The sequence below is a fragment of the Cellulomonas sp. P1_G12_2 genome, from assembly GCF_056405535.1.
In genome coordinates, this window is the sequence record NZ_JBFUBX010000003.1 from 232,872 (window position 1) to 255,505 (window position 22,634).

A 22,634-nucleotide genomic window follows, 5' to 3' on the forward strand; every position below is an offset into this window, starting at 1 on the left:
TCGTCGCGCTTGCCACCGGCGCCGAGGCACCGGAGATCGCCGAGGTGCTCGCGGACCGTGGCGTCGTGGTGCGCGCCGCGGCCGCCACGCAGCCGACCGGGCTGGTCCCGGCGGACCTCACCGCGGACGACCTCCTGGCCTGGACCACCGACGTCGAGCTGCCGGTGCGGGCGACCCTCGAGCTCGCCGGGTCCGCCCACCCCGTGCTCCGGTCGGCGACGGGGAGCCAGGCCCTGGGCAGCGTCGTCGCCGCGGGGAACCGCGACCCCGACGGCGCGTTCCTGGTCCTGGGCGTGGACCCGTCGCCCGAGGTCCTGCTCAACGCGCTCGTCTGGGCCGCGCGTCCGTCGGCCCTCGAGGCGAGCACGACGCGCCGGTCTGACCTCGCGGCGCACCCCTCCTGGGGGCGTCTCAAGCAGGACGTCACCGAGCTGCAGACCCTGCAGGTGAAGGACGGCTCGATCCCGGACGCCGCGCACCATGCGCGTGCACGCGACCTCGTGCACGCGATCACCGCGTCCGTGCACGACCTCGCCGGCCAGCTGCCGCACGACGAGGACTACCTGACGGCGGTCGGCAAGGACCTCACGCGGTGGGCGGACGCCGGGTTCGGGGTGCCGGACTTCCTCGACTCGCTCGTGGCGTTCCAGCCGCAGCGCCAGCGCGTCGACGGGCTGCCCCACCTGGTGCTCTTCCCGATGTACACGCAGAACGGCAGCACCGATCGGCGCGTCGAGGCGGTGCTGCTCCAGGTCCGCTGGCCGGAGCTGGTGGCCCGGCTCGAGGCCGAGCAGTTCAGCAACGCGCTGTTCGTCCCCGTCACGTTCCTCGACTTCACCCCGGGCTACGACACCAACTCGGCGGTCCTGTTCCCCGAGACCGTCGCCGTCCGCGAGGTGCCGACGTTCACGTGGGGTGCGATCTTCGCGGACCGCGAGGCCGCGCGGTTCCGCCGGGTGGTCCGTGCCGCCGCGGAGACCACCCGCCTCGCGCTCCCGCCCGACGCCGCGCGCCTGCTGGACGACCAGCGGCTCGCCGAGGAGACGTTCGTCCTCTGGGACCTGGTGCACGACCGCACCCACATGCGCGGTGACCTGCCGTTCGACCCGTTCATGATCAAGCAGCGGATGCCGTACTTCCTCTACTCGCTGGAGGAGCTGCGGTGCGACCTGACCGCCTTCCGGGCGGCCGTGCGGCTCGAGGACGAGGGCGTGCCGCACGCGCGGTACGTGCAGTACGCGATCCTGTTCGACCGCCTGTTCCGGTTCCCCGTGACCGGGTCGCGGGTGCGCAACTACGACGGCCTGGGCGGTCAGCTGCTGTTCGCCTGGCTGCACCAGCACCACGTCCTGCACTGGACCGACTCGCGCCTCACCGTCGACTGGCCTCAGGTGCCCGGCGCCGTCATCGCGCTGGCCGAGCAGATCGAGCAGCTCTACTGGCGCTCGATCGACCGGCCGAAGACCGCGCACTGGCTCGCGGCGTACGCGCTGGTGTCCGGCACCGTGACCCCGCACCCGGCGTCGGCGTGGGCGCGGGGGGACCTGCCCCTGGACGGTCCGCCGAAGGGGTTCACCGACGCAGTGCTGGACGACGAGTTCCCGCTGTCGATGTTCTACGAGGCGCTCTCCCGCAAGATCGGCGACGTCGTGGCCTCCACCAGCGGGATCACCGCCTGATCGCGGCCGCTCAGAGGTAGTTCACCGGGGTGCGCGGGTCCGGGGCGATCGTGTCCTCGTGCGCGGAGCCGTTTCCCGTGTCGCGGCCCGGGTCGGCGGCCGTCGTCCGGTCGCACATCGTGTCGACCTGGCCCCAGAACGCCGGGTCGTGCCAGTAGCCCGTGTGGCTGAGGACGCGCGGCAGGGGCTGGTCGGCGACGTACCGGTGGGTCGGGGGGTCGACCAGCTCGAGGTCGACGGTGCCGGGCAGCGTCGAGTCGCCGGTGCGCACCGCGCCGCCGATGTAGTCGGTCGCGTAGAAGACGTTGGTCCACAGGACCGGCCCGATGCCGGCGCGGCCTTCCGCGATGCCCGCGAGGAACCCGTCGCTGAACAGCGCCGGGAACGCCCAGCGGTAGAGCTTGCCGAGCGGCGAGCCCAGGGTGACCACGCCGATGGTCGGCTCGTCGGCACCGCGCTCCGGCGACCTGCGCCCGACCACGGCAGCGGCGATGACGCTGCCCTGCGAGTGCGCGGTGAGGACGACGCGGCCGCCGCTGTCGTGCAGGCGCCAGATCCGACGGGTCAGCTCCGGGACCGCACGCTCGGCGTAGGCGGGCGGTGCGAACGGGTGGAACGCGCGGGGGAAGAAGCTGCCCACGTCGAAGAGCGTGCCCAGGACGCGCCGCCACCGCTCGTTGCGCCAGGCGCTGGCCAGGATCAGCACGTACAGCGGCGGGAAGGCCACCGCCACGGTCGTCCCGATGTCCACGAGGAACATGGGCGTCCCGCTGCGCAGCACCCACACGCACGTGAGGAAGTAGATCAGGCCGACCACGCCGCCGACCGTCGCGACGACGAGCGGGATGGCCACGGCACGCGAGTGGTCCCCGACGAACCGCATCAGGGCGACCTTGCGGACCCAGCGCGACGGCCGGTCGCCGGTCTCGGAGGCGGCCTTGCCGAACAGCGGCGGGTCGAACGCCGACCGCCACCAGCCCGCCTCGGTCCGCACCGCGGCGTCCGGCGCCTGCGAAGGGATGCCGGCGTCGGCGTACTGCTGCCGCAGGCGCGCCTCCACTGCTGGTGCGGTGCGCGTGCGGGTCCGGGTCATCGCCACCCAGAAGCCGATCCCGAACACGACGAAGAGCGAGATCAGTCCGAGCGAGAGCATCGACGCCAGCGAGCCGACCGCCTCCGGGACGTAGATGGCACCCGGGACGGGGTCCGAGCCCGGCTCCGGGCCGAAGCCCCACGTGATGGTGCCCAGGACGCGGGCGACGTACACGATCGCGGAGAGCAGGACGGTGTTGGCGACCATGAGGGCGACGGTGTTCATGACGAACGGCGCCGCCCACGGGAACAGGCCGATCCGGGGGATCGTGAGGTGCTGCGCCCGCAGCTGTCGGGCCTTGACCCGCCGGAAGACCCAGGCGCCGACCTGCTGGCCCGCCAGCGGCAGCAGGAGCAGGAGGCTGGCACCCCACACCGCGTTGACGGCCCAGCGGGACCCGGGCAGCATGCCCGCTGCGCTGTCGCCCGCGGGGAGGGTCAGCGCGGCCGCGCCCGCCAGGACGAGTGCCGCGACCGTGAGCCCGAGCACGAGGGTGGCGAGCACCGGGTGGGCGTCGTCGAACGCGAGGAGGCCCATCACGGCGACGATGCCCGCCGCCGCACCGATCGCGGCGACGCGGCCCAGCCCGCCCGCCGTCGAGTCGCCGCCGAGCGCGGCCACGGACCACCCGAGCAGCAGGCCGACCACACCGAGGCACGCGGACAGGTGCAGCCGCGACAGGAAGATGTGCCACCGCAGGCCGGACCAGAAGTCGGGGTTCCGCAGCCCGCCCTCCTGGGCGGCCGCGCACCGTCGGGACGGCTGCGGGTCGGAGTCGAGCGCGCCCTGGTCGGCGCTGATCGGCGTCGGGGGTTCGACGCGCTCGTAAGCCGACCGTGTGTGGCGGGCGAGCAGGGCGAACACGAGGGCGACCAGGGTGGCCGTGGCGGCGCCGACGACGATCCTCTGGCCGGCGTGGTCGACCGGCAGCCACCGGTCGGCGGCTGTCGTCCACCAGCCGTCGCGACGGCACTGCGCCATCCCGCCGCACTGGTACGCGATGACGTCCGTGAACAGCATCGTCACCATCACCGCGGTGCTCAGCGTGAGCGCGAGGGCGGCCAGTCGCGCGAACCACCGGAACACCCAGATCGTGGCGGGCTCGTCGTCCTCCTGGTCGCCGGACATGACCCAGCGCCGTGCCATCCAGCCCGCCATGTTCGCGAACATCGACGGCAGGAGCAGTGCCCAGAGGGCACGCGTGCGGCTCCGGGAGGTCAGGCCGCCCCACGAGTACGCCTCGCGATGGCGTCCGCGCGCATCCCGCGTGCGGAAGAACCCCGCCACGCGGTCACCGGCGACGCGGGTCGGCTCCAGGTCGCCCAGCAGCGACTCCGGGCTGGTGCCGCCGACGCCGTGCACCCGGATCTCCGTCAGCCCGTCGAGTGCGACCGGTCCCGGCACCAGGCCGGCGGACCCCTGATCGAGCGCCATGGCTGCCTCCAGCTGGGGCACCGTGCGTGCCCACCGATCCACCGACGAGAGGGACGTCGTCCCTGAGGAGAAGAGTGCTGGACAGCCGAACAGATACGACGGCCCGGTCGGCGGGCAGGCTCAGCCGCCGGTCCAGCGAGGGCTGTCGGTGCCCCAGCGGCTCGGGGGTCGGTCCCAGTCGTCGGGCACACCGGCGACCGCGACGGGCGAGCGGGCGTGCCGGAGCAGCCCGTACGGCGACACAGTCTCGGCCAGCCAGCGATCGGGCGCGCCCGGTGCGCCCGCGGTCCCGGGAAGGGGCGTCATCCCGCCGAGCAGCCACGCTGCGGTGCCCGCCAGCGACAGCCGGACGTGGTGCGTCGCCCCCGTCGTCGCCCGCTCTGTGAGCGCCCGAAGGACGGCCGCGGCGAGGAGGTAGCCCGTCCCGTGGTCCAGCGCTTGGGCGGGCATGGTGCCCGGTCGGCCGTCGGCGTCCTGCTCGGCCACCGCGATGCCCGTGCCGGCCTGCACCAGGCTGTCGAACCCCCGCCGGCCGGCCCACGGACCCTGCCACCCCCAGGCGCAGAGCCGGGCGACGACCAGGCCGGGCCGTCGCTCCCGCAGCGCGTCGTCGTCGAGGCCGTACCGGTCCAGCGCGCCCGGACGGTAGCCGAGGACGAGCACGTCCGCGGCGCTCAGGAGCTCCTCGAACGTCGCGCGGTCGGCAGGGTCCTCGAGCGCGAGCCGGGTCGAGCGCTTGCCGAACCCCGTGTCGATGTGGGTCCCGTCGTCCTCGCGCAGCCAGGGGGCGTCGACGCGCAGGACGTCCGCACCGAGCAGCCCGAGCGTGCGCGTGGCCACCGGCCCGGCGAGCACGCGCGTCAGGTCGAGGACCCGCACACCGGCGGCGGGCAGGGTGCTGGGTCGCAGCGGGCGCGGGTCCGCGGTGCCCGCGGTGCGTGTCTCGATCAGGGGCTCGTCGCTCGGACGCGGCGGCGCGACCGCCACGGCAAGGCCGCCGGCCGCGTAGGCGGCCTCCTGCACGTCGAGAGCCGGACGCTCCGCGAGCACGACGGCCAGCCGGCCGACGAGGTCGGCGTCGTCGCCGGCGTCGGGGATCCCGAGCGAGGCCAGCAGGCGCGCGCGGTGGTGCGGGTAGTTGGCGTGCGTGCGGACCCACCCGTCGGCGGACTGCCAGAACCCGGACAGCGGCGCGAACAGGGGGATCGGCCGTCCGTCGACCCGCAGGTGCCGCTCGCTGGTGAACGCAACCGCGACCGCCCCCTCGTCGACCCGCACCGCGGGCAGGTCGCCGCCCGTGCGCAGTCGATGCAGCTCGGCCGCGGCCAGCGAGCAGACGCCCACGGTCGCGCGCGCGAGCTCGCGCACCGGCAGCGGCGACCTCAGCCCCGGGGTGCCGACGTACTCGACGCGCGAGCAGAGGTCCTGGGAGCCGCCGAGGGCGTCCCAGGCGTGTGCGGTGGCGGCGTCCACGTCACTCGGGGTGCTCGGGCAGGACGGCCTCCGCGCGACCGTGGAACGCGGCGACCAGGCGGGCGACCAGGACGGCGAGGAACACCTGACCGACGAGCGCCTCGAAGGTGGCGATGCTGCGCCCCGGGAACAGCGCGGCCGTGTAGTCGCCGTATCCGAGGGTGGTCAGGGTCGTGTACGAGAAGTACTGGAACGAGCGCGCGTTCGCCGCCTCGCCGCCCGCGAAGAACGGGCCGGGCGTCAGCACGTCGATCACGCCGAACAGGCTCGCGAAGAACATCCCGATGATCAGGTACGCGCTCAGGGCGCCCGCCAGCGACTGCACGGTCACGGCGGTCCGGCGCAGGATCCGGTCGAGGATGACCACCAGCGCGGTCATGAGGATCACGCAGACCACGCCGTCGATGACCCCGTCCGCGGTCGGCTGCGGGAGGACGGTGAGCGCGACGAGCGCGACGACGGCGGAGACGACGAGCACGATGCGCACGAACCGTCGCTGGTGCGGCATCGGCTGGGACGTCCGGACCGCGAGGCCGAGCGTGAACAGGTAGAGGACGAGGACGAGGATCTCGACCCACTGGTCGGAGCTCAGCGCGAAGGCCACGTACGCGGTGACCAGCAGGCTCAGGACGATGCCGAAGTCGTCCGTGCCGGTCCGGCGAGCGAGGAAGGACCGGCGCCGGGGAGGCGTCGTCGTGCCGGGTTCGTCCGGTGATGTCACCTTCCGGAGGCTATCGGTCGGGTCAGCCGATCGTCACAAGATCGCGCACGTCGTCGTCGGGCAGCACGTCCGCGACCGCGGTCACCTCGAGCTCCATGAGGTTGGCGTAGCCGTGGTGCACGTTGAGGAACGCGGTGTCGGAGGCGTCGCGGCCCGTCGCGATGCGGACCAGGCTCGAGCGCGGGGCCAGCGTGGTGGCGTCGACGACGTACCACTGCCCGTCCAGGTTCGCCTCGGCCACGGCGTGGAAGTCCATGGGGGACAGTCCCGGGGCGTACACCGACACGAGCCGTGCGGGGACGTCCAGCGCGCGCAGGAGGGCGATCACGAGGTGCGCGTAGTCGCGGCACACGCCCTTGCGCGCCAGCAGCGTCTGGACGGCGCCGTCGGTCGGCAGGCTGGATCCGGGGACGTACGAGAGGCGGGACCCCACCCAGGAGCTCACCGCGGCGAGCAGGTCGAACCCGTGCAGCCCCGTGAACTCGGCGTAGGCGGTCGGCCCGAGCGTGTCGGACTCGCAGTACCGGCTGGGACGCAGGTAGCGCAGCAGGTCGGCCTCGTCGGACGTGACCGGGGCGGCGCGGCCGTCGATCGACGCGGAGTAGTCCAGGACGAGCCGGCCGACCTCCGCCCGGACGACGTGCAGACGCGTCCCGTGATGGTCGGGGACCTCCTTCGCCTCGATCGGCACCCCGTCGAGGGTGATCGTCAGCGACTCGCGGGCGGTGAGCTGGGTGGACACGGCCAGCTCGAACGCGAGGGTGGCGGGGGAGGTGACGTCGAGGGACAGGTGGGCGCTCATGTCGCGATGCACGCGCTCATGGTGGTGCACCGAGGCGTCGTCCGCCTCCGGGGGCTACCAGGCGGAGCGCACGTAGTCCTTGAGGAAGCAGCCGAACAGGTCCTCGCCGGACTCGCCGCGCACGATCGGGTCGTACACGCGGGCGGCGCCGTCGACCAGGTCGAGGGGAGCGTGGAAGCCCTCCTCGGCCAGCCGCACCTTGGTCGGGTGGGGGCGCTCGTCGGTGATCCAGCCGGTGTCGACGCTGGTCATGAAGATGCCGTCGGTGGCCAGCTCGGTGGCGCTGGTCCGGGTCAGCATGTTGAGCGCAGCCTTGGCCATGTTGGTGTGCGGGTGGCCGGGACCCTTGTAGCCGCGGGAGAAGACGCCCTCCATGGCGGACACGTTGACCACATAGGCGCGTCCCGGCGCACGCATCGCGCCGCGCAGCCGGCTGACCAGGATGAACGGCGCGGTCTGGTTGCACAGCTGGACCTCGAGCAGCTCCATCGGGTCCACCTGGTCGACCGTGTGCACCCAGCTGTTGGTCTCGGCGGTGTCCGGCACGAGCCCGCCGGCGTCGATGGCCGTGCCCGCCACGAGCCGCTCGAGCGACGCGTGCTCGGCGGTGAGCGCGAGCGTGGAGACCCCGGCTGCGACGCTGGTCAGCTCGGTGACCGACCCCGCGAGCGCGACCGGGTGGGCGCTGCTGGTCCGCCCGAAGGTGGTGATCTGCGGCAGCGGGCGGTCGGGCAGCGGCTCCAGCTCGGCGTCCGCGAGGTGGGTGTACGCGCCGGGGGAGCGGCGGACGGTCTGTGCGGCGTTGTTGATGAGGATGTCGAGCGGTCCCTGCGCGGCCACGGAGTCGGCGAGAGCGACCACCTGGGCGGGGTCGCGCAGGTCGATGCCGACGATGCTCAGGCGGTCCAGCCAGTCGGCGCTGTCGGGCATCGCGGCGAACCGGCGGGCGGCGTCGCGGGGGAACCGGGTGGTGATCGTCGTCGTGGCGCCGTCGCGGAGCAGGCGCAGGGCGATGTACATGCCGATCTTGGCGCGGCCGCCCGTGAGCAGGGCGCGCTTGCCGACGAGGTCGGTCCGGGCGTCGCGCTTGGCGTGGTTGAGCCGCGCGCACGCCGGGCAGAGCTGGTGGTAGAACGCGTCGACCTCGACGTACGGCTCCTTGCAGATGTAGCAGGGCCGGGCCTTGAGCAGGGTCCCCGCGGTGGCGCCCTGCACGCTGGAGACGAGCGGGATGCCCTGCGTCTCGTCGTCGATGCGGCCCGGGCTGCCGGTGGCCGTCGCGTGGATGACCGCGCGGTCGGCCGCGCTGATGGCGTCCCGCTTCTCCGCGCGGCGCTGCTTCTTGGCCGCCTTGAACAGGGCGGACGTCGCGCGCCGGGCGAGGGCGAGGTGCGGGTGGTCGGACGGCAGCCTGCTGATCTGGTCCGCGACGCGCAGGAAGACGTCGAGCTCGGCGGCGTCGACGCCGTCGACGGTCTCGGGGGCTGTGCTCACGGCAGTCATCGTGCGGTTCCTAGCTGGTCGACAGGGGTGGCCGACGGGCAGGGGAGCACGAGAGCCGGGCAGGCGGGGATCGGTCGATTCTACCTGGCCGGCCGTGACGGCCTGGGCGCAGCGGGGCGAACCGGGACAGATCGGGTGCTGCGGGTCTACGTTCGGACTCGTGGGTGCGCCGGGGGCGGCAGTCCAGCCAGAGCTCCGGCGGGAGGAACTGGAGGAGCACACGTGAGCGAGACGCCTGATCCCCACGGCCCGATCCATGGCCGCCCGAGCTTTCGGGAGCACGTCGACCGCAGCACGTTCCCCGCACGCGGGCTCGACCCGGACGAGACCTATGAGCTCCTGCACACGGGCCTCATGCTCGACGGCCGCGAGACGCTCAACCTGGCGTCCTTCGTCACCACGTGGATGGAGCCGCAGGCGGAGCGGCTCATCCATGACGCGCTGCGCAAGAACCACATCGACCACGAGGAGTACCCGGCGGCCTCGCTGATCGAGGAGGTCTGCGTGCACATGCTGGGAGACCTCTTCCACGCACCCGACCCGTCCGCGGTCGTCGGCGTCGCGACGATCGGGTCGTCCGAGGCGATCATGCTCGGACTGCTCGCCCACAAGCGCGCGTGGCGCGACCGGCGGAGGGCAGCCGGGCTGTCGACCGACCGGCCCAACGTGGTGTTCGGCGCGGAGACCCACGTGGTGTGGGACAAGTTCGCCAACTACTTCGACGTCGAGATGCGCAAGATCCCGATGAAGGCGGACCGGTTCGTGCTCAGCGCCGACGACGTCGAGGCGCACGTCGACGAGAACACCATCGCGGTCGGCGCGGTGCTGGGCACGACGCACATCGGCGAGGCGGACCCGATCGAGGAGATCAACGACCTGCTGGTCCGGATCAAGACGGAGAAGGGCTGGGACATCCCGCTGCACGTCGACGGGGCGAGCGGTGCTTTCATCGCACCCTTCGCCGAGCCGGACCTCCGCTGGGACTTCCGGCTCGAGCAGGTGGCGTCGATCAACGCGTCCGGGCACAAGTACGGCCTGGTCTACCCGGGGGTGGGCTGGCTGATCTTCCGCGACGCGTCCCGGCTGCCGGAGGACCTGGTGTTCAGCGTGAACTACCTCGGGGGTGCGCAGCCGACGTACACGTTCAACTTCTCCCGCGGCTCGGCCATGATCCAGGCGCAGCTGTACAACTTCCTGCGGCTGGGGCGCAGCGGCTACACCTCGATCGTCGAGAACATGCTGGCGAACGCGCGGTTCCTCAACGAGTCGCTCGTGGCCAGCGGGCGGTTCGAGATCCTCAACCCGGGGCTGGCGGAACCGGTCGTCACGTTCCGGATCGCGGGCGACCCGGGGTTCGACGTCTACCACCTGTCGGCGCGGCTGCGGGAGGACGGCTGGATCGTCCCGGCGTACAGCCTGCCGCCCGACGCCGACGCGGTGCACCTGCTGCGCGTGGTGGTCCGGCTCGACCTGAGCCGCGTGATGGTCGAGCAGCTGCTGCGCGACCTCATGAAGGCGTGGGACGACCTCGCCGAGGAGCAACCGGTCCGGCGTCCGAGCGCGAAGCCCGACCTGTGGACCTCACCGGCGCACGCGGCGGCGCGGAGCAAGGCGCGCACCGGCCTGGCGAAGTGACCTCGGCCGTCCCCGAGCTTCCGGCCGGTTGGCGGGTCGTCCGTCGGCGCGGGCCGCTGGGCTTCGTCACGCACGCCGTGCTGGCGCGGCCCGACGGCACCGAGGTGGAGTGGAGCTCGCGGCGGCACCGCAAGGGGCTCGGTCTGCGGGGTACCGGGGCACGCGGTGGTCCGGCGAGCGCCCTGAGCTGGTGGATCGGAGGCCTGTTCGCTCTCGGGTCGGTCTGCTTCGCCCTCGGGTCGCTGCCGCTGTACTTCGACCGGGTCGCCGCGTCCGTCGTGGGCTGGACGTTCTTCGTCGGGTCGATCTTCTTCACGTCCGCCGCCTACCTGCAGCTCCACGAGACGCTGCGGGCACCCGTCGGTGTGCTCGCAGGATCCCCACGGCCCCGCCTCCTGGGCTGGAGCTCCCGGCGGATCGACGCCTGGGCGGTGCTGGTCCAGCTGGTGGGGACGGTGTTCTTCAACATCAGCACGTTCGCGGCGACCCGCCCCGACCTCGGCACCGCGCAGGAGCGGCACCTGGTCTGGGTGCCGGACGTCGGCGGGTCGATCTGCTTCCTGGTGGCCAGCTGGCTCGCCTACGCCGAGGTGAACCGGGGGATCCTCCCGCGGTCCGACCGGTCGGTCGGGTGGAGCATCGCCGCGCTCAACCTGGTCGGGTCGGTCGCGTTCGGGGTGGCGGCCTTCGCCGCCCGCTACCTGCGGTCCACGGGCGAGCTGGCCAACCTGTCGCTGGTGAACCTCGGCACGTTCCTCGGGGCGGTGTGCTTCCTCGTCGGCGCCGTCCTGCTGCCGGTCGAGTCGGCGAGGGAGCGTTCGCGGCCCTGACCCCTCAGACTCCATGCGTGGACGACGACCCGATCGGCCGGCTGCTGGCCGACCCGCCCGACCTGCCCGTGCGCCACGGGCTGGCCGACGTCGTCGCGGCCGTGCGCGCCCGCGGGGTCGTCGTGGCCCAGGCGCCACCGGGGACGGGCAAGACCACCCTCGTCCCGCCCGCGGTCGCCGCGGCGGTGCAGGGCCGCGTCGTGGTGACTCAGCCGCGCCGGATCGCCGCCCGCGCGGCCGCGCGCCGGCTCGCACAGCTGCTGGGTGAGCCGCTCGGCGGGACCGTCGGGTTCTCCGTGCGTGGGGAGAGCCGGACCAGCGCGTCGACCCGCGTCGAGGTGGTCACCACCGGGGTGCTCCTGCGACGGCTCCAGCGCGACCCCGAGCTGCCCGGGGTCGCCGTGGTGATCCTCGACGAGGTGCACGAGCGGCACCTGGTCGACGACCTCGCGCTCGCGCTCCTGGTCGACGTCCGGGCCAACCTGCGCGAGGACCTCGCGGTGGTGGCGATGTCGGCGACCGTCGAGGCCGAGCGCACCGCCGCTCTGCTCGGCGGTGCCGAGCCTGCGCCGGTGGTGGCCGTCCCCGGGGCGCAGTTCCCGGTCGAGACCGTGTGGTGCCCGGCCCCCGCACGCACCGCCCGGACGGACGACCGCGGTGTGACGCCCGCATTCCTCGACCACGTCGCCTCGACCGTGCGACGAGCGCTGGACGAGCGCACCGGCGACGTCCTGGTCTTCGTGCCGGGCGCCGGTGAGGTCGACGGCGTCGCTCGTCGGCTCGGCGGGCTCGACGCCGACGTGCGCCCGCTGCACGGCCGCCTGCCGGCCGCCGAGCAGGACAGGGCGCTCACGCCAGGCACCCGTCGACGAGTCGTGGTGTCCACCGCGGTCGCCGAGTCCTCGCTCACCGTGCCGGGCGTCCGGCTGGTGGTCGACGCCGGGCTGTCGCGCGAGCCCCGCACCGACCATGCGCGCGGGCTCGCGGGCCTGGTCACCGTGTCCGTCAGCCGCGCGTCCGCCGAGCAGCGCGCCGGCCGCGCGGGGCGCGAGGGCCCCGGGGCGGTGTACCGGTGCTGGTCCGCCCACGACCACGCCCGGCTGGTCGCGCACCCGCAGCCCGAGATCCTCACGGCCGACCTCACCGCGTTCGCGCTGGAGCTGGCCTGCTGGGGGAGCCCGCACGGCGCCGGTCTCGCCCTGCTCGACCCGCCACCGGCCGCGGCGATGACGGTGGCGCACGCGACCCTCGTCGGGCTCGGCGTCGTGGACGCGGACGGGCACCCCACCGCGCGCGGCAGGGCGGTCTCGGCGATCCCGGTCGACCCGCGGCTCGGCCGGGCGCTCCTGGACGGTGCTGCGCTCGTCGGCGCCCGACGTGCCGCCGAGGTCGTCGCCCTGCTCGCCGACGACGCGCGTGCACCCGGCGGTGACCTCGTGGCGGCCCTGCGTGCGCTGCGCCGCGGAGGGTCGCAGTCGGGGGCGTGGCGGACCCAGGTCGGCCGTCTGCAGGCCTCGGTCCCGGGGACGGCGCCCACCGAGGACCTCACGGACGACCTCACCGTGGGCCTGCTCGTCGCCCTCGCCCACCCGGACCGCCTCGCCCGCCTCCGACCAGGGGGGTCGACGTACCTGATGACCTCCGGGACGGGCGCGTCGCTCCCGCCGGGGTCCGCCCTGGTGGGCCAGCCGTGGCTCGCGGTCGCCGACGCCGACCGCGGGGCCTCCCGGCGGGATGCGACGATCCGGTCCGCGGCCCCGATCGACCAGGGCCTCGCGGTCGAGGCGGCCCCGGCCCTGCTGCGTGAGGAGGACGACGTGTCCTGGTCGAACGGCAGCGTCGTGGCCCGACGGGTGCGCCGGCTCGGCGCGATCGAGCTGACCTCCGTCCCGCTGACCAGCCCGTCGCCGGCCCTCGTCGTCGACGCGCTGCGCGAGGGCCTGTCCCGCGACGGTCTGGCCCTGCTGCGCTGGTCGGAGGCGGCGACGAACCTGCGGCACCGGATGGCGTTCCTGCACCGCGCACTGGGTGCCCCGTGGCCGGACGTGTCGGACGCCGCGCTGCTCGCGCACCTGGAGGAGTGGCTGGGTCCCGACCTCGCCCGTGTCCGCGGCGCTCGGGACCTGGGACGCGTCGACGTCCTGCAGGCACTCCGGAGGCTCCTGCCGTGGCCCGACGCGAGCCGGCTCGACGCGCTCGCGCCGGAACGGCTCGCCGTACCCAGCGGCTCGCAGGTGCGCGTGGACTACACCGGAGACCAGCCGATCCTCCCGGTCCGCCTGCAGGAGACGTTCGGGTGGCGCGCGACCCCGCGGCTGGCCGACGGACGCGTCCCGGTGCTCCTGCACCTCCTGTCGCCCGCAGGCCGTCCCGCCGCCGTGACCGCGGACCTGGAGTCGTTCTGGCGCACGGGCTACCCGCAGGTCCGGGCCGAGCTGCGCGGCCGGTACCCGAAGCACGCGTGGCCGGACGACCCGCTGACCGCTGCGCCGGTGCGCGGCGTCCGCCGGTAGGACGATGGGCACCATGCCCCCGTCCACGATCGCCCGCAGGACGTGGTGGCGCGTGCGCGACTACGCCGCCGTGCTCGGCTGGCAGGCCGCGGGGATCGCGTCCCGCACCGACCCCGACGACCTGCGCCGGCCGGAGCACCCGGTGGGGCCCCCGGTCGTCCTGGTCCCGGGCGTCTACGAGTCGTGGCACTTCCTGCTGCCTCTGGCGACCCTCCTGCACGAGCACGGCGTCCGGGTGCACGTGCTGCCGGACCTGGGCAACAACCGCCGGCCCGTCCCGTTCGGGGCGGGCGTCCTCGGGCGCTACCTGACGGACCGCGACCTGCGCGACGTCGTGCTCGTGGCCCACAGCAAGGGCGGGCTGATCGGCAAGCTCGCGATGCTGCGCGAGGACCCGGACGCCCGGATCGACTCGATGATCGCGGTCAACACCCCGTTCGCCGGGTCCGTCCTGGCCCGGTGGTTCCTGGCGCCGTCCGTGCGCGCGTTCCGGCCCACCGACGCGACGATCCTGGCGCTCGCGGCCGAGCGCGACGTGAACGCACGGATCACGTCCGTGTACAGCCACTGGGATCCGCACATCCCCGGGGGCAGCGCGCTCGAGGGAGCGCGGGAGGTCGTCCTGGACACCCCGGGGCACTTCCGGCCGCTCGCCGATCCTCGCTTGCACGAGCTGCTGCTCGAACGGCTCCTCACTCCCGGGGCAGCTGCAGAACCCGGGTGAACCCCGGCTGGTCGGGGTCGTCGACGATCTCGACGCCGTCCAGCCAGGACGAGATCACGTGCGCGAGCTCGCCCGGGTGGCTGAAGTTCATCGCGTGCGCGGCGCCCTCGATGAGAGCCACGGTGGTGTGGTCGCCGGCGAGCCGACCGACCTCGCGCACCCGCGCCGGCGGCGCCATGAGCGGGTCCCTGCTGCCGATCACCGCCAGCGTCGGCACCTTCACCTTGAGCAGCCGCTCGAGCGACGGGAACCGGGTGAGCTCGCTGAACAGGTGGAACGTGTTGACCGGGCCGAACCGCAGGTAGTCGGGCACCGCCACGCGCGCCATCCGGCGGTTCTCGCGCGCGCCGTCGATCGCGAGCTGCCGCACGGCCCGCCCCAGCCCCTGGTTGTGCACGCCGCCGGCCGGGGAGACGAGCACGATCCGGTCGACCCGATCGGGGGCGGCGTGCGCCACCTCCAGGCTGACCGGGCAGCCCATGGAGTTGCCGACGAGCACGACCTTCTCGAAGCCGAAGGCGTCCAGGATGTCGAGGACGGCGACCGCGAGCGCGGGGATGCCGAGCGTGTAGTCCCAGTCCTCGCTCCGGCCGTAGCCCGGCAGGTCGGGTACCACGTTCGTCGCGCGGGCCGCCAACAGCCGGGCGGTGGGCATCAGGTAGGTGCCCGAGATCGCGAAGCCGTGGATGTGCACGATCGGCCACGCACCCGGGACGTCCGCGCTGATGCGGTAGAAGACGTGGTGCCCTTGCACCTCGAGGGTGCTCTCGGTCCATCCGCCGTCGACGACGCTCACAGCCTGATCGTGTCAGAGCGCACACACGAACGGCACCCCGAGATCGGGGTGCCGTCGTGCCGGCTGGGTGAGTGCTGTCACCGCAGCCAGCTGAACCGCTGCACGAGCGGGATCCGCGCCCACCGGCGACCGAGGCCCCAGGTGTCTCCGGCGAGGAGCGTCGCGCACACGATCAGGACGAGCGCGTAGATGATGTGGTAGTCGACCAGCGGGTTGTTCGAACCCTGGATGAACGGCCACTCGGCCGCCCACATGAGGACCATGAGCAGCGAGCCGGCGACGGCCGAGATGCGCAGCCCGATGCCGAGCATCACGGCGACGCCCACACCGAACAGGCAGAGCATGAACAGCCAGTCCGTCACGGGGCTCGCCATCGAGGCGAACGTGTCCTTGAGCGGGCCGATCGTGGCGAACTGCATGAAGCCCTGGCTCGGCGTCCCGCCGTCGAGCCACGAGAGGCTCGGGTCGCCCTCGGCCACCGCGGCGCCCGTGGCGTAGTGCAGCCCGAACGTCTTGTCGAGGAACGCCCACAGGAAGATGAACCCCGTGGCGAGCCGGGTGACGGCGAGCCAACGGCGGCCCGTCGCGGACGTGACGACGTCGTCCTCGACCAGGACTGCGGGGTGCGTCGAGGTACGCGCCTCGGGATGGATGGTGGCCATGGCGATTTCCCTCCGAGCTGGGCCCCAGGGTCGGGACCGGGTGTGGATACTCCGATGAGTCCACGGTGATCTCCGCTGGTCTGCGCACCCCAGGGCCGAAGGTCCCGCGTGGGTCGTGTCGATCAGGGACTCAGGTCCCGGGACGCGGACGACGGTGCGAGGGGAGGCTGGAGGTAGCGCGGCTGAGGCCGGCGGACGGCCGGCGTGGCCACGCGCGAGGAGCAAGGAGGCACCTCATGCGTACCGACGGACCCGTGGTGATCGCACTCGACGGCACGTCGAACAGTGCGCGCACCCTCGAGTGGGGCGTGGCCGAGGCGGTGCGGCGGCAGGCCGAGGTTCTGCTGGTCCGTACGGTCGACGACGCGTGGCAGGTCACGGCCTGGAGCTGGTACCCGATCGTGGGCGGCAGCGACGTCGACGCCGAGGCCGTGCAGTACCTGGCCGACCTGCAGACGCGGCTGCTGGAGCACCACCCCGGCGTGGTCGTCAAGTTCCGGGTGCTGCACGGGCAGGTCGTGCCGTGCCTGCGCGAGCTGAGCGGCGACGCCCAGCTCCTGGTGGTCGGCGCGCGGCCCCGCAGCGGTCGGGCGCGGACCGGGTCGACCGGCGCGCACGTCGCCGCGCACGCCCGCTGCCCCGTCGCGGTGGTCCGCACGGACCCGGCGCACCCGACGACGCCCGAGGCGCAGGTCGTGGTCGGCGTGGACGGTTCGGCCTCGTCGCTCTCCGCGGCGCACGTGGCCGCGCACGAGGCGTGGATGCGCGGGCGGCCGCTCACCGTCGTGCACGCGCGCCCGACGATCCCCGACCCGTTCGGCCGCGGAAGCGTCCCGCCGCTGGCCACCGACGACGAGGACGACCCGACCCACAAGGCGGCCCGGGTGGTTGCCGAGTCGCTGCGCGCGGAGAACTCCGGCCTGGTGGTCGACCTCGCGCTCGTGGACGACGACCCGACGGACGCGCTCACCGGGTTGTCGCGGGGAGCGGCGCTGCTGGTCGTCGGCTCGCGTGGCCTCGGTGGCTTCCGCGGCATGCTGCTGGGCTCGGTGAGCAGCGCCGTGGTGCGCGAGGCCACCTGCCCCGTGCTGGTCGTGCACGACAGCTGACAGGGAGTCTCACGCAGGAGGGCCCGGCTCCGAGGGGAGCCGGGCCCTCCTGCGCCCCTGCGCTCATCGGGTCATCACGACCTTGAGCGCCTGCGTCTGTGCGGCGCTCCCGAACGTCCGGTAGGCGTCCAGGATGTCCGCCAGCGCGAACCGGTGCGTGACGAACGCCCCGACCGGCAGCTTCCCGGCCTCGACCAGGCGCAGCAGCATCGGCAGCGTCGTCGTGTTCACCAGACCCGTCGTGATCGTGACGTTCTTGATCCACAGGTCCTGCAGCGCCAGCTCGACCGGCCGGCCGTGCACGCCGACGTTCGCCACGTGCCCACCCGGGCGCACCAGGTCCGTGCACATCGTGAACGTCTCGGGGATGCCGACGGCCTCGATGGCCACGTCCACCCCTGCGTCGTCCGTCGCCGCCATGACCTGGGCCTTCCAGTCGGGGGTCGACGAGTCGACGGCGAGCGTGGCGCCCAGGCGCTTGGCGACGTCGAGCCGGTGGGTGTCGCGGTCGATCGCGATGATCTGCGCGGCGCCGTACAGGCCGGCGGTCGCGATCGCGGCCAGCCCGACAGGTCCGGCGCCCACGACCGCCACGGTGTCGCCCGGCTGCACCTGCCCGTACCGCACGCCGATCTCGAAGCCCGTGGGCAGGATGTCGGAGAGCAGCACGGCCAGCTCGTCGGGAACCGTGGGCGGCAGCCGGTGCAGGGAGCTGTCCGCGAACGGGATGCGCACCAGCTCGGCCTGCGTGCCGTCGATGAGGTGCCCCAGCACCCAGCCGATGCCGGAGGTGCCCTCGGGCGCCAGGCAGTGCGACGGGAACTGCGCGCGGCAGTACGTGCACACGCCGCAGCCGCTGATGCACGCGATGATCACCCGGTCGCCGGGTGCATGGTTGCGGACTCCGTCGCCCACCTCGACCACGGTGCCGACGCCCTCGTGCCCGAGGATGCGGCCGTCCGCGACGGTCGGCACGTCACCGCGCAGGATGTGGAGGTCGGTCCCGCAGATCGTGGTGGTGTCCATCCGGACGACCGCGTCGGTCGGCTCGACCAGGGCGGCGTCTCGGACCTCTTCCCACGTGATGGTCCCTGGACCGTGGAACACGAGCGCTTTCATGGTGACTCCTCACCTCGACCGCGTCGGGCACGGTCGCCCGCGCACCTCCAGCGTGGATCCGCGGCGCGCAGGACAGGCAGGGTCGATGGTCCCGTCAGGGCAGGGGGACCGACCACTGCAGGTGTGTGCCGCCCTCGGGAAGCGCCGTCACGACGAGGGTGCCACCGCGCCGGACCGCGCGGTACTCCAGGTTGGCCAGCCCGCTGCGCACCGCGACGTCGGCCGGGACCCCGATCCCGTCGTCCTGGACCTCGATCAGCAGGTCGAGCCCGACGTCCAGCCGGACCACCACCTCGTGCGCGTGGGCGTGCCGCGCGATGTTGGACAGCGCCTCGCGCACCACCGCGACGGCGTCCTCGGCGACGTCCTCGGGCACGGTGGCGGTGACGCCGTCGGTGCGCAGCCGGGGCATGAACCCGAGGCCGTGCCGCGCGTTCACCACCTCGGCGTCGATGCGGTTCCGCAGCCCGGACCCGGTCGCGCCGCCGCGCGCGCTGAGCCGGAAGATGGTCGTGCGCACGTCCTTGATGGTCTCGTCCAGGTCGTCGATCGCGTCCTCGAGCCGGCGTGCCACGTCGGGGTGCACCACCTCCTGGGCGGCTCCCTGCACGTCCAGCCCGATGGCGAACAGCCGCTGGATGACCATGTCGTGCAGGTCCCGCGCGATCCGCTCGCGCTCTTCGAGCACCGCGAGGCGCGCCCGGTCGGACTGCGCGTCCGCCACGTCGAACGCGAGGGCGAGCTGCTCCGCGAACCCCGCGACGCTCGGCAGGTCCGGCTCGGGCGCCGTGGTCGTGTCGCCCGCGGGCCAGGCGAGCGCGAGCGCGCCGATCCAGCGCTCACCGCTGCGCAGCGGGACCGCGAGCACCCAGGCGGACCCGACCACGTCGAGGTCCGCACCGTCCGGGACGCGGCGCAGCACCGGCCATCGACCGGCGAGGTCCGGCTCGATCTCCGGCGGGAGGTCGTCGGTGAGCCCGAACAGCCGCGAGGTCGGGGCGCCGGAGCTCTGCCGGACGCGGGCGAGCACCGACGTCACGGCGTCGTCGCGCGGCAGGCCGCTGGTCAGGGTCGACGTGCACGCGGCGGCCGTCTCGAGCCACAGCTCGTGCTCACGGGCCYGGCGGTAGGCCCGCGCATGGCCGAGCGCGACGCCCGCGGCCGCGGCGAGCGCGACGGCGACCTGCTCGTCCCGCGCGGTGAAGTCGGCGTGCCCCTCCTTGTCCGTGAGGTAGAGGTTGCCGAAGACAGCACCGCGCGCGAGGACGGGGACGCCGAGGAACGTGTGCATCGGCGGATGGTTCTGCGGGAAGCCCACGGACGAGGGGTGGTCCGCGAGGTCGTGCAACCGCAGCGGGTGGGGGCTCGACACCAGATGGCCCAGCACACCCTTTCCCTCGGGGAGATGACCGATCCTGCGGGCGGTCTCGTCGTCGATGCCCCGGTACACGAACTCCTGCAGCCCGCCGTGGTCGCCGAGCACCCCCAGGGCGCCGTAGCGGGCGCCCGTGAGCGTGCACCCGGCGGAGACGAGCCGCTCGAGGACAGTCGCGATGTCGAGCTCGGCCGACATCGACACCACGGCGCCCATCAGCGCCTCGAGACGTTCGTCGCGTTCCGTCCCGGCCTCGTCCGCTCGCATGCTCGGAGCATAGGTGCGAGCACTCGTCGTGGAGACGAACAGGGCCCTTAGGCCCTGGGGCGGCGAGGGCGACCGGCGAATCCTGGACCCAGGTCGACACACGAGGAGGTGAGGGCGATGCGGGCACTGGTGGTGTACGAGTCGTCGTTCGGGAACACGGGCCAGATCGCGAAGGCGGTCTGGGAGGGCATGTTCAGCCGGATGCAGGACGTCGCCCTCCTGGACGTCACGGCGGCCCCCCGCAGGCTCCCACCCGACCTCGAGCTGCTGGTGGTCGGTGCGCCGACCCAGGCGTTCGGCATGAGCCGGCCCGCGACGCGCGCGGACGCCGAGAAGCAGGCGGGTACCGAGCCCGACGGCGTGTCCGTCGGCGTGCGCGAGTGGCTCCGCGAGCTCGATCCTCCGGAGCGCACCGTCCACGCGGCGACGTTCGACACCCGGATCCACAGCCCGCACGTCCCCGGGTCTGCCGCGGTGGGCGCGTGGCGCGTGCTGCGTCGTGCCGGGTTCCAGGTGGCGGCCGAGGCCGAGAGCTTCTGGGTGATGGGGATCAAGGGACCGCTGCGCGACGGCGAGCTGGAGCGGGCACGCGCCTGGGGCGTCGGGCTCACCGGCCTGCTTCTGGGCCTGCGTCCGATCGACCCCGGTCCGCTCGGGGCTCCGGCGCGGTGACCCCGGTCGGGTCAGGGTGCAGACGATGCTGTTCCGCGATGAACAGAGCGGCCTGCGTCCGTCCTCGCACCTCGATCTTGGCCAGCAGGCTGGAGATGTAGTTCTTCACGGTCTTCTCCGCGAGGAACATCCGGTCCGCGATCTGCCGGTTGGTCAACCCCTCGCCGATGAGGTCCAGCACGGCGCTCTCCTGGGCGGTCAGCAGGTCCAGCCGGGCGTCGTGCCGCTGCGACTCCCGGAGACGGTCGAGCACCCGACCGGTCGTCGCCGGATCGAGCAGCGAGCGGCCGCCGGCGACGAGCCTGATCGAGTCGAGCAGCTGCGGACCGCGGATCTCCTTGAGCACGTACCCGGCGGCACCCGCGGTGATCGAGGCCAGCAGCGCCTCGTCGTCCTCGTACGACGTGAGCATGAGGCACCGGACGCCGGGGGCCAGCGCGGCGAGCTCCCGGCAGACCTCGACGCCGCTGCCGTCGGGGAGCCGCACGTCGAGCAGGGCGACGTCCGCGTCGGCGCGCGGGACGCGCACGAGCGCTTCCGCGGCGGTCGCCGCCTCGCCGACCACCGTCATCTCGGGGTCGGCCTCGATGAGGCGCAGCAGGCCCTGGCGCACCACCTCGTGGTCGTCGAGCACGAACACCCGGATCTGGGCCATGACGCCACTGTGCACCATTCAGGCCTCCCCGTGGCCGCCTGCGTGGCGATCGAGGAACGCGTACACCTCGGCCACCTCCACACCCGGGAAGGCCCCGGTCGGCAGGGGCGAGAGCACGTGCGCGTGCACGGCGGCGCTGGGCCACGCGTGGCGCGCCCACCGTGTCGCCAGTCCGGGGTCGGGCTGCCGGCAGCAGGACGGGTCCGGGCAGCGGGACTCGCGCCGTGTCGAGGTGTCCCGTCCGCGGAACCACTTCGCGGCGCCGAACGGGACCCCCACGGTGATCGAGAACCCGCCGGCGGACGTCGAGCCCGTCTGGGTGCTGCACCAGAACGTGCCCTCGGGGGTGTCGGTGTACTGGAAGTACTCCGTGGCACGGTTCCGCCGCGTGAACGCCGACCGGGCGGCCCACTGCCGGCACACGACCTGGCCCTCGATGGCCCCGGTGCCGTCGGCCGGGAAGCGGACGGCGTCGTTGCTGTATCCCTTGAACAGGGTGCCGTCGTCGCCCACCCGCAGGAAGTGCAGCCGGATGTCGAGGTGCTCCGTGAGCAGGTTGGTCAGGCGCTGCGCGGCGGCCTCGTGGGTGACCCCGAACGCGTCGCGGAAGTCCTCGACGGCCAGCTCCTTGCGGCGCTTGGCCGCGCTCAGGTGCGCTACCGCGGCCGTGCGTGGCATCAGGCAGGCGGCCGCGAAGTAGGTGATCTCGACGCGCTGCCGCAGGAAGTCGGCGTAGCTGCGGGGAGTCGAGTGCCCGAGCACCCGGTGCGCGATCGCCTGCAGCGCGAGCGAGCGCAGGCCGTGCCCGCCGGGGATCGACGCGGGTGGCAGGTAGATGCGTCCGTTGGCCAGGTCGGTGACGGTGCGCGTCGAGTGGGGCAGGTCGTCCACGTGCAGGAGCGCGAAGCCGAGGTCGGCGGCCATCTGGGCGACGGCGCTGTGGGTCAGGGCGCCGGTCGTGTAGCCCGCTCGCCGCACGAGGTCCTCGGCCACCTCCTCGATCTCGGGCAGGTGGTTGTTGCGCTCCGTCATCCAGAGCCGCAGCGCGGTCGTGGCCCGGCGCGCTTCCTCGGGCGTCGCGATCGCGGCGTCGTCGCGCCGGGCCAGCTCGTGGTGGAGGCCGACCAGTGCCTCGAGCGCCTCGGTCGACAGGTTCCGGGCGGGACGCACGCTCGGCAGGCCCAGCGCAGCGTAGGCCGCGGTGCCCTGGGCGCGGTCCAGCTCGATCTCGAGGGCGGCCCGCCGGGACGGGGGAGCGGCGTCGAGCAGGTCCGTCGTCGTGGTGCCCAGCGCCGCGGCCAGGGCCTGCAGGAGGCTGAGCCGAGGTTCGCGACGACCGTTCTCGACGAGGGAGAGCTGGCTCGCGGTGCTGCCGGCGAGGCGTCCGAGCTCGTCGAGCGTCAGCCCGCGCTCGGTGCGGGCGTGCCGGATGCGCCGTCCGAGCATGAGCAGCTGCGACCCCGGCGGCGTCGAGCCGCGGGATTCGGTGGGGAGGTCGATGACCGGCCGGGCTGAGTCCGTCGACATGGCGTTGACGCTAGAGCAAGAAGTGCTGTTCTTGACAGCATGAAT

At 73.5% G+C, this 22,634-nt stretch carries 18 protein-coding genes; 7 read left to right on the plus strand and 11 right to left on the minus strand.

The features are described 5' to 3' along the window. Positions 1-314 precede the first annotated feature (314 nt). A complete protein-coding gene (locus AC1DXT_RS13590; protein ID WP_477061910.1) occupies positions 315-1,679 on the plus strand; it encodes a DUF6421 family protein in 1,365 nt (454 codons plus the stop codon). Positions 1,680-1,689: 10 nt separating this feature from the next. Here AC1DXT_RS13590 and AC1DXT_RS13595 read toward each other — a convergent pair whose 3' ends face one another. The 5 genes from AC1DXT_RS13595 to AC1DXT_RS13615 form a co-directional block, all read right to left on the minus strand. Next, positions 1,690-4,206 carry a hypothetical protein gene (locus AC1DXT_RS13595; protein ID WP_477061837.1) on the minus strand — a complete coding sequence of 839 codons (2,517 nt, stop codon included), beginning with the start codon at positions 4,204-4,206 and terminating at the stop codon, positions 1,690-1,692. Positions 4,207-4,326: 120 nt separating this feature from the next. After that, positions 4,327-5,679, minus strand: coding sequence for a CoA transferase (locus AC1DXT_RS13600; protein WP_477061838.1), 1,353 nt, complete (start codon positions 5,677-5,679; stop codon positions 4,327-4,329). A gap of 1 nt (position 5,680) precedes the next feature. Then, on the minus strand, positions 5,681-6,400 hold the full coding sequence (locus AC1DXT_RS13605; protein WP_477061839.1) for an ion channel: 720 nt from the start codon (positions 6,398-6,400) through the stop codon (positions 5,681-5,683). Positions 6,401-6,422: 22 nt separating this feature from the next. Beyond that, positions 6,423-7,214, minus strand: coding sequence for a transglutaminase-like domain-containing protein (locus AC1DXT_RS13610; protein ID WP_477061840.1), 792 nt, complete (start codon positions 7,212-7,214; stop codon positions 6,423-6,425). A gap of 42 nt (positions 7,215-7,256) precedes the next feature. Beyond that, positions 7,257-8,705: an SDR family NAD(P)-dependent oxidoreductase gene (locus AC1DXT_RS13615; RefSeq protein WP_477061841.1), complete on the minus strand. Its 1,449-nt coding sequence runs from the start codon at positions 8,703-8,705 to the stop codon at positions 7,257-7,259. A 222-nt stretch (positions 8,706-8,927) separates the two neighbouring features. On the opposite strand from AC1DXT_RS13615, the gene gad reads away from it, so the two are divergent. The 4 genes from gad to AC1DXT_RS13635 are packed head-to-tail and all read left to right on the plus strand — an operon-like array spanning position 8,928 to position 14,407. After that, on the plus strand, positions 8,928-10,340 hold the full coding sequence (gene gad / locus AC1DXT_RS13620) for a glutamate decarboxylase (RefSeq protein WP_477061842.1): 1,413 nt from the start codon (positions 8,928-8,930) through the stop codon (positions 10,338-10,340). After that, entirely contained in the window at positions 10,337-11,170 is an 834-nt protein-coding gene (locus AC1DXT_RS13625) for a hypothetical protein (RefSeq protein WP_477061843.1), read from the plus strand. The genes gad and AC1DXT_RS13625 overlap by 4 nt, the downstream gene beginning before the upstream one ends. Positions 11,171-11,187: 17 nt before the next feature. Then, on the plus strand, positions 11,188-13,683 hold the full coding sequence (gene hrpB / locus AC1DXT_RS13630; protein WP_477061844.1) for an ATP-dependent helicase HrpB: 2,496 nt from the start codon (positions 11,188-11,190) through the stop codon (positions 13,681-13,683). 13 nt (positions 13,684-13,696) lie between these two features. Further along, the gene (locus AC1DXT_RS13635) at positions 13,697-14,407 is read left to right on the plus strand and encodes an esterase/lipase family protein (RefSeq protein ID WP_477061845.1); all 711 of its coding nucleotides are present in this window, start codon (positions 13,697-13,699) and stop codon (positions 14,405-14,407) included. On the opposite strand, the gene AC1DXT_RS13640 is transcribed toward AC1DXT_RS13635, so the two are convergent. Together AC1DXT_RS13640 and AC1DXT_RS13645 are read right to left on the minus strand one after the other, a co-directional pair. Next, positions 14,376-15,203 (minus strand): alpha/beta fold hydrolase, encoded by an 828-nt coding sequence (locus AC1DXT_RS13640; RefSeq protein ID WP_477061846.1) that lies wholly within the window; start codon positions 15,201-15,203, stop codon positions 14,376-14,378. The two genes, AC1DXT_RS13635 and AC1DXT_RS13640, sit on opposite strands and share 32 nt — an antisense overlap. Before the next feature lie 77 nt (positions 15,204-15,280). Continuing rightward, positions 15,281-15,865 carry a DoxX family protein gene (locus tag AC1DXT_RS13645; RefSeq protein ID WP_477061847.1) on the minus strand — a complete coding sequence of 195 codons (585 nt, stop codon included), beginning with the start codon at positions 15,863-15,865 and terminating at the stop codon, positions 15,281-15,283. Positions 15,866-16,101: 236 nt separating this feature from the next. On the opposite strand from AC1DXT_RS13645, the gene AC1DXT_RS13650 reads away from it, so the two are divergent. Beyond that, positions 16,102-16,974 (plus strand): universal stress protein, encoded by an 873-nt coding sequence (locus tag AC1DXT_RS13650; RefSeq protein WP_477061848.1) that lies wholly within the window; start codon positions 16,102-16,104, stop codon positions 16,972-16,974. 63 nt (positions 16,975-17,037) lie between these two features. Here the strand turns inward: AC1DXT_RS13650 and AC1DXT_RS13655 are convergent, their stop codons facing one another. Beyond that, on the minus strand, positions 17,038-18,093 hold the full coding sequence (locus AC1DXT_RS13655) for a zinc-dependent alcohol dehydrogenase family protein (protein WP_477061849.1): 1,056 nt from the start codon (positions 18,091-18,093) through the stop codon (positions 17,038-17,040). A gap of 94 nt (positions 18,094-18,187) precedes the next feature. Beyond that, entirely contained in the window at positions 18,188-19,735 is a 1,548-nt protein-coding gene (locus AC1DXT_RS13660) for a GAF domain-containing sensor histidine kinase (protein WP_477061850.1), read from the minus strand. Positions 19,736-19,852: 117 nt separating this feature from the next. Here AC1DXT_RS13660 and AC1DXT_RS13665 point away from each other — a divergent pair, with 117 nt between their 5' ends. Next, positions 19,853-20,407 carry a flavodoxin family protein gene (locus AC1DXT_RS13665; RefSeq protein ID WP_477061851.1) on the plus strand — a complete coding sequence of 185 codons (555 nt, stop codon included), beginning with the start codon at positions 19,853-19,855 and terminating at the stop codon, positions 20,405-20,407. On the opposite strand, the gene AC1DXT_RS13670 is transcribed toward AC1DXT_RS13665, so the two are convergent. After that, positions 20,343-21,062 (minus strand): response regulator, encoded by a 720-nt coding sequence (locus tag AC1DXT_RS13670; RefSeq protein WP_477061852.1) that lies wholly within the window; start codon positions 21,060-21,062, stop codon positions 20,343-20,345. The two genes, AC1DXT_RS13665 and AC1DXT_RS13670, sit on opposite strands and share 65 nt — an antisense overlap. An 18-nt stretch (positions 21,063-21,080) precedes the next feature. After that, positions 21,081-22,589 (minus strand): helix-turn-helix domain-containing protein, encoded by a 1,509-nt coding sequence (locus AC1DXT_RS13675; RefSeq protein WP_477061853.1) that lies wholly within the window; start codon positions 22,587-22,589, stop codon positions 21,081-21,083. Between the last annotated feature and the right edge of the window lie 45 nt (positions 22,590-22,634).

Coding starts and splice junctions, on each gene's coding strand:
- AC1DXT_RS13595 (WP_477061837.1), bottom strand. CDS start 4,206: ATGGCGCTCGATCAGGGGTCCGCCGGCCTGGTGCCGGGACCGGTCGCA.
- AC1DXT_RS13615 (WP_477061841.1), bottom strand. CDS start 8,705: ATGACTGCCGTGAGCACAGCCCCCGAGACCGTCGACGGCGTCGACGCC.
- AC1DXT_RS13635 (WP_477061845.1), top strand. CDS start 13,697: ATGCCCCCGTCCACGATCGCCCGCAGGACGTGGTGGCGCGTGCGCGAC.
- AC1DXT_RS13645 (WP_477061847.1), bottom strand. CDS start 15,865: ATGGCCACCATCCATCCCGAGGCGCGTACCTCGACGCACCCCGCAGTC.
- AC1DXT_RS13650 (WP_477061848.1), top strand. CDS start 16,102: ATGCGTACCGACGGACCCGTGGTGATCGCACTCGACGGCACGTCGAAC.
- AC1DXT_RS13655 (WP_477061849.1), bottom strand. CDS start 18,093: ATGAAAGCGCTCGTGTTCCACGGTCCAGGGACCATCACGTGGGAAGAG.
- AC1DXT_RS13665 (WP_477061851.1), top strand. CDS start 19,853: ATGCGGGCACTGGTGGTGTACGAGTCGTCGTTCGGGAACACGGGCCAG.
- AC1DXT_RS13670 (WP_477061852.1), bottom strand. CDS start 21,062: ATGGCCCAGATCCGGGTGTTCGTGCTCGACGACCACGAGGTGGTGCGC.
- AC1DXT_RS13675 (WP_477061853.1), bottom strand. CDS start 22,589: ATGTCGACGGACTCAGCCCGGCCGGTCATCGACCTCCCCACCGAATCC.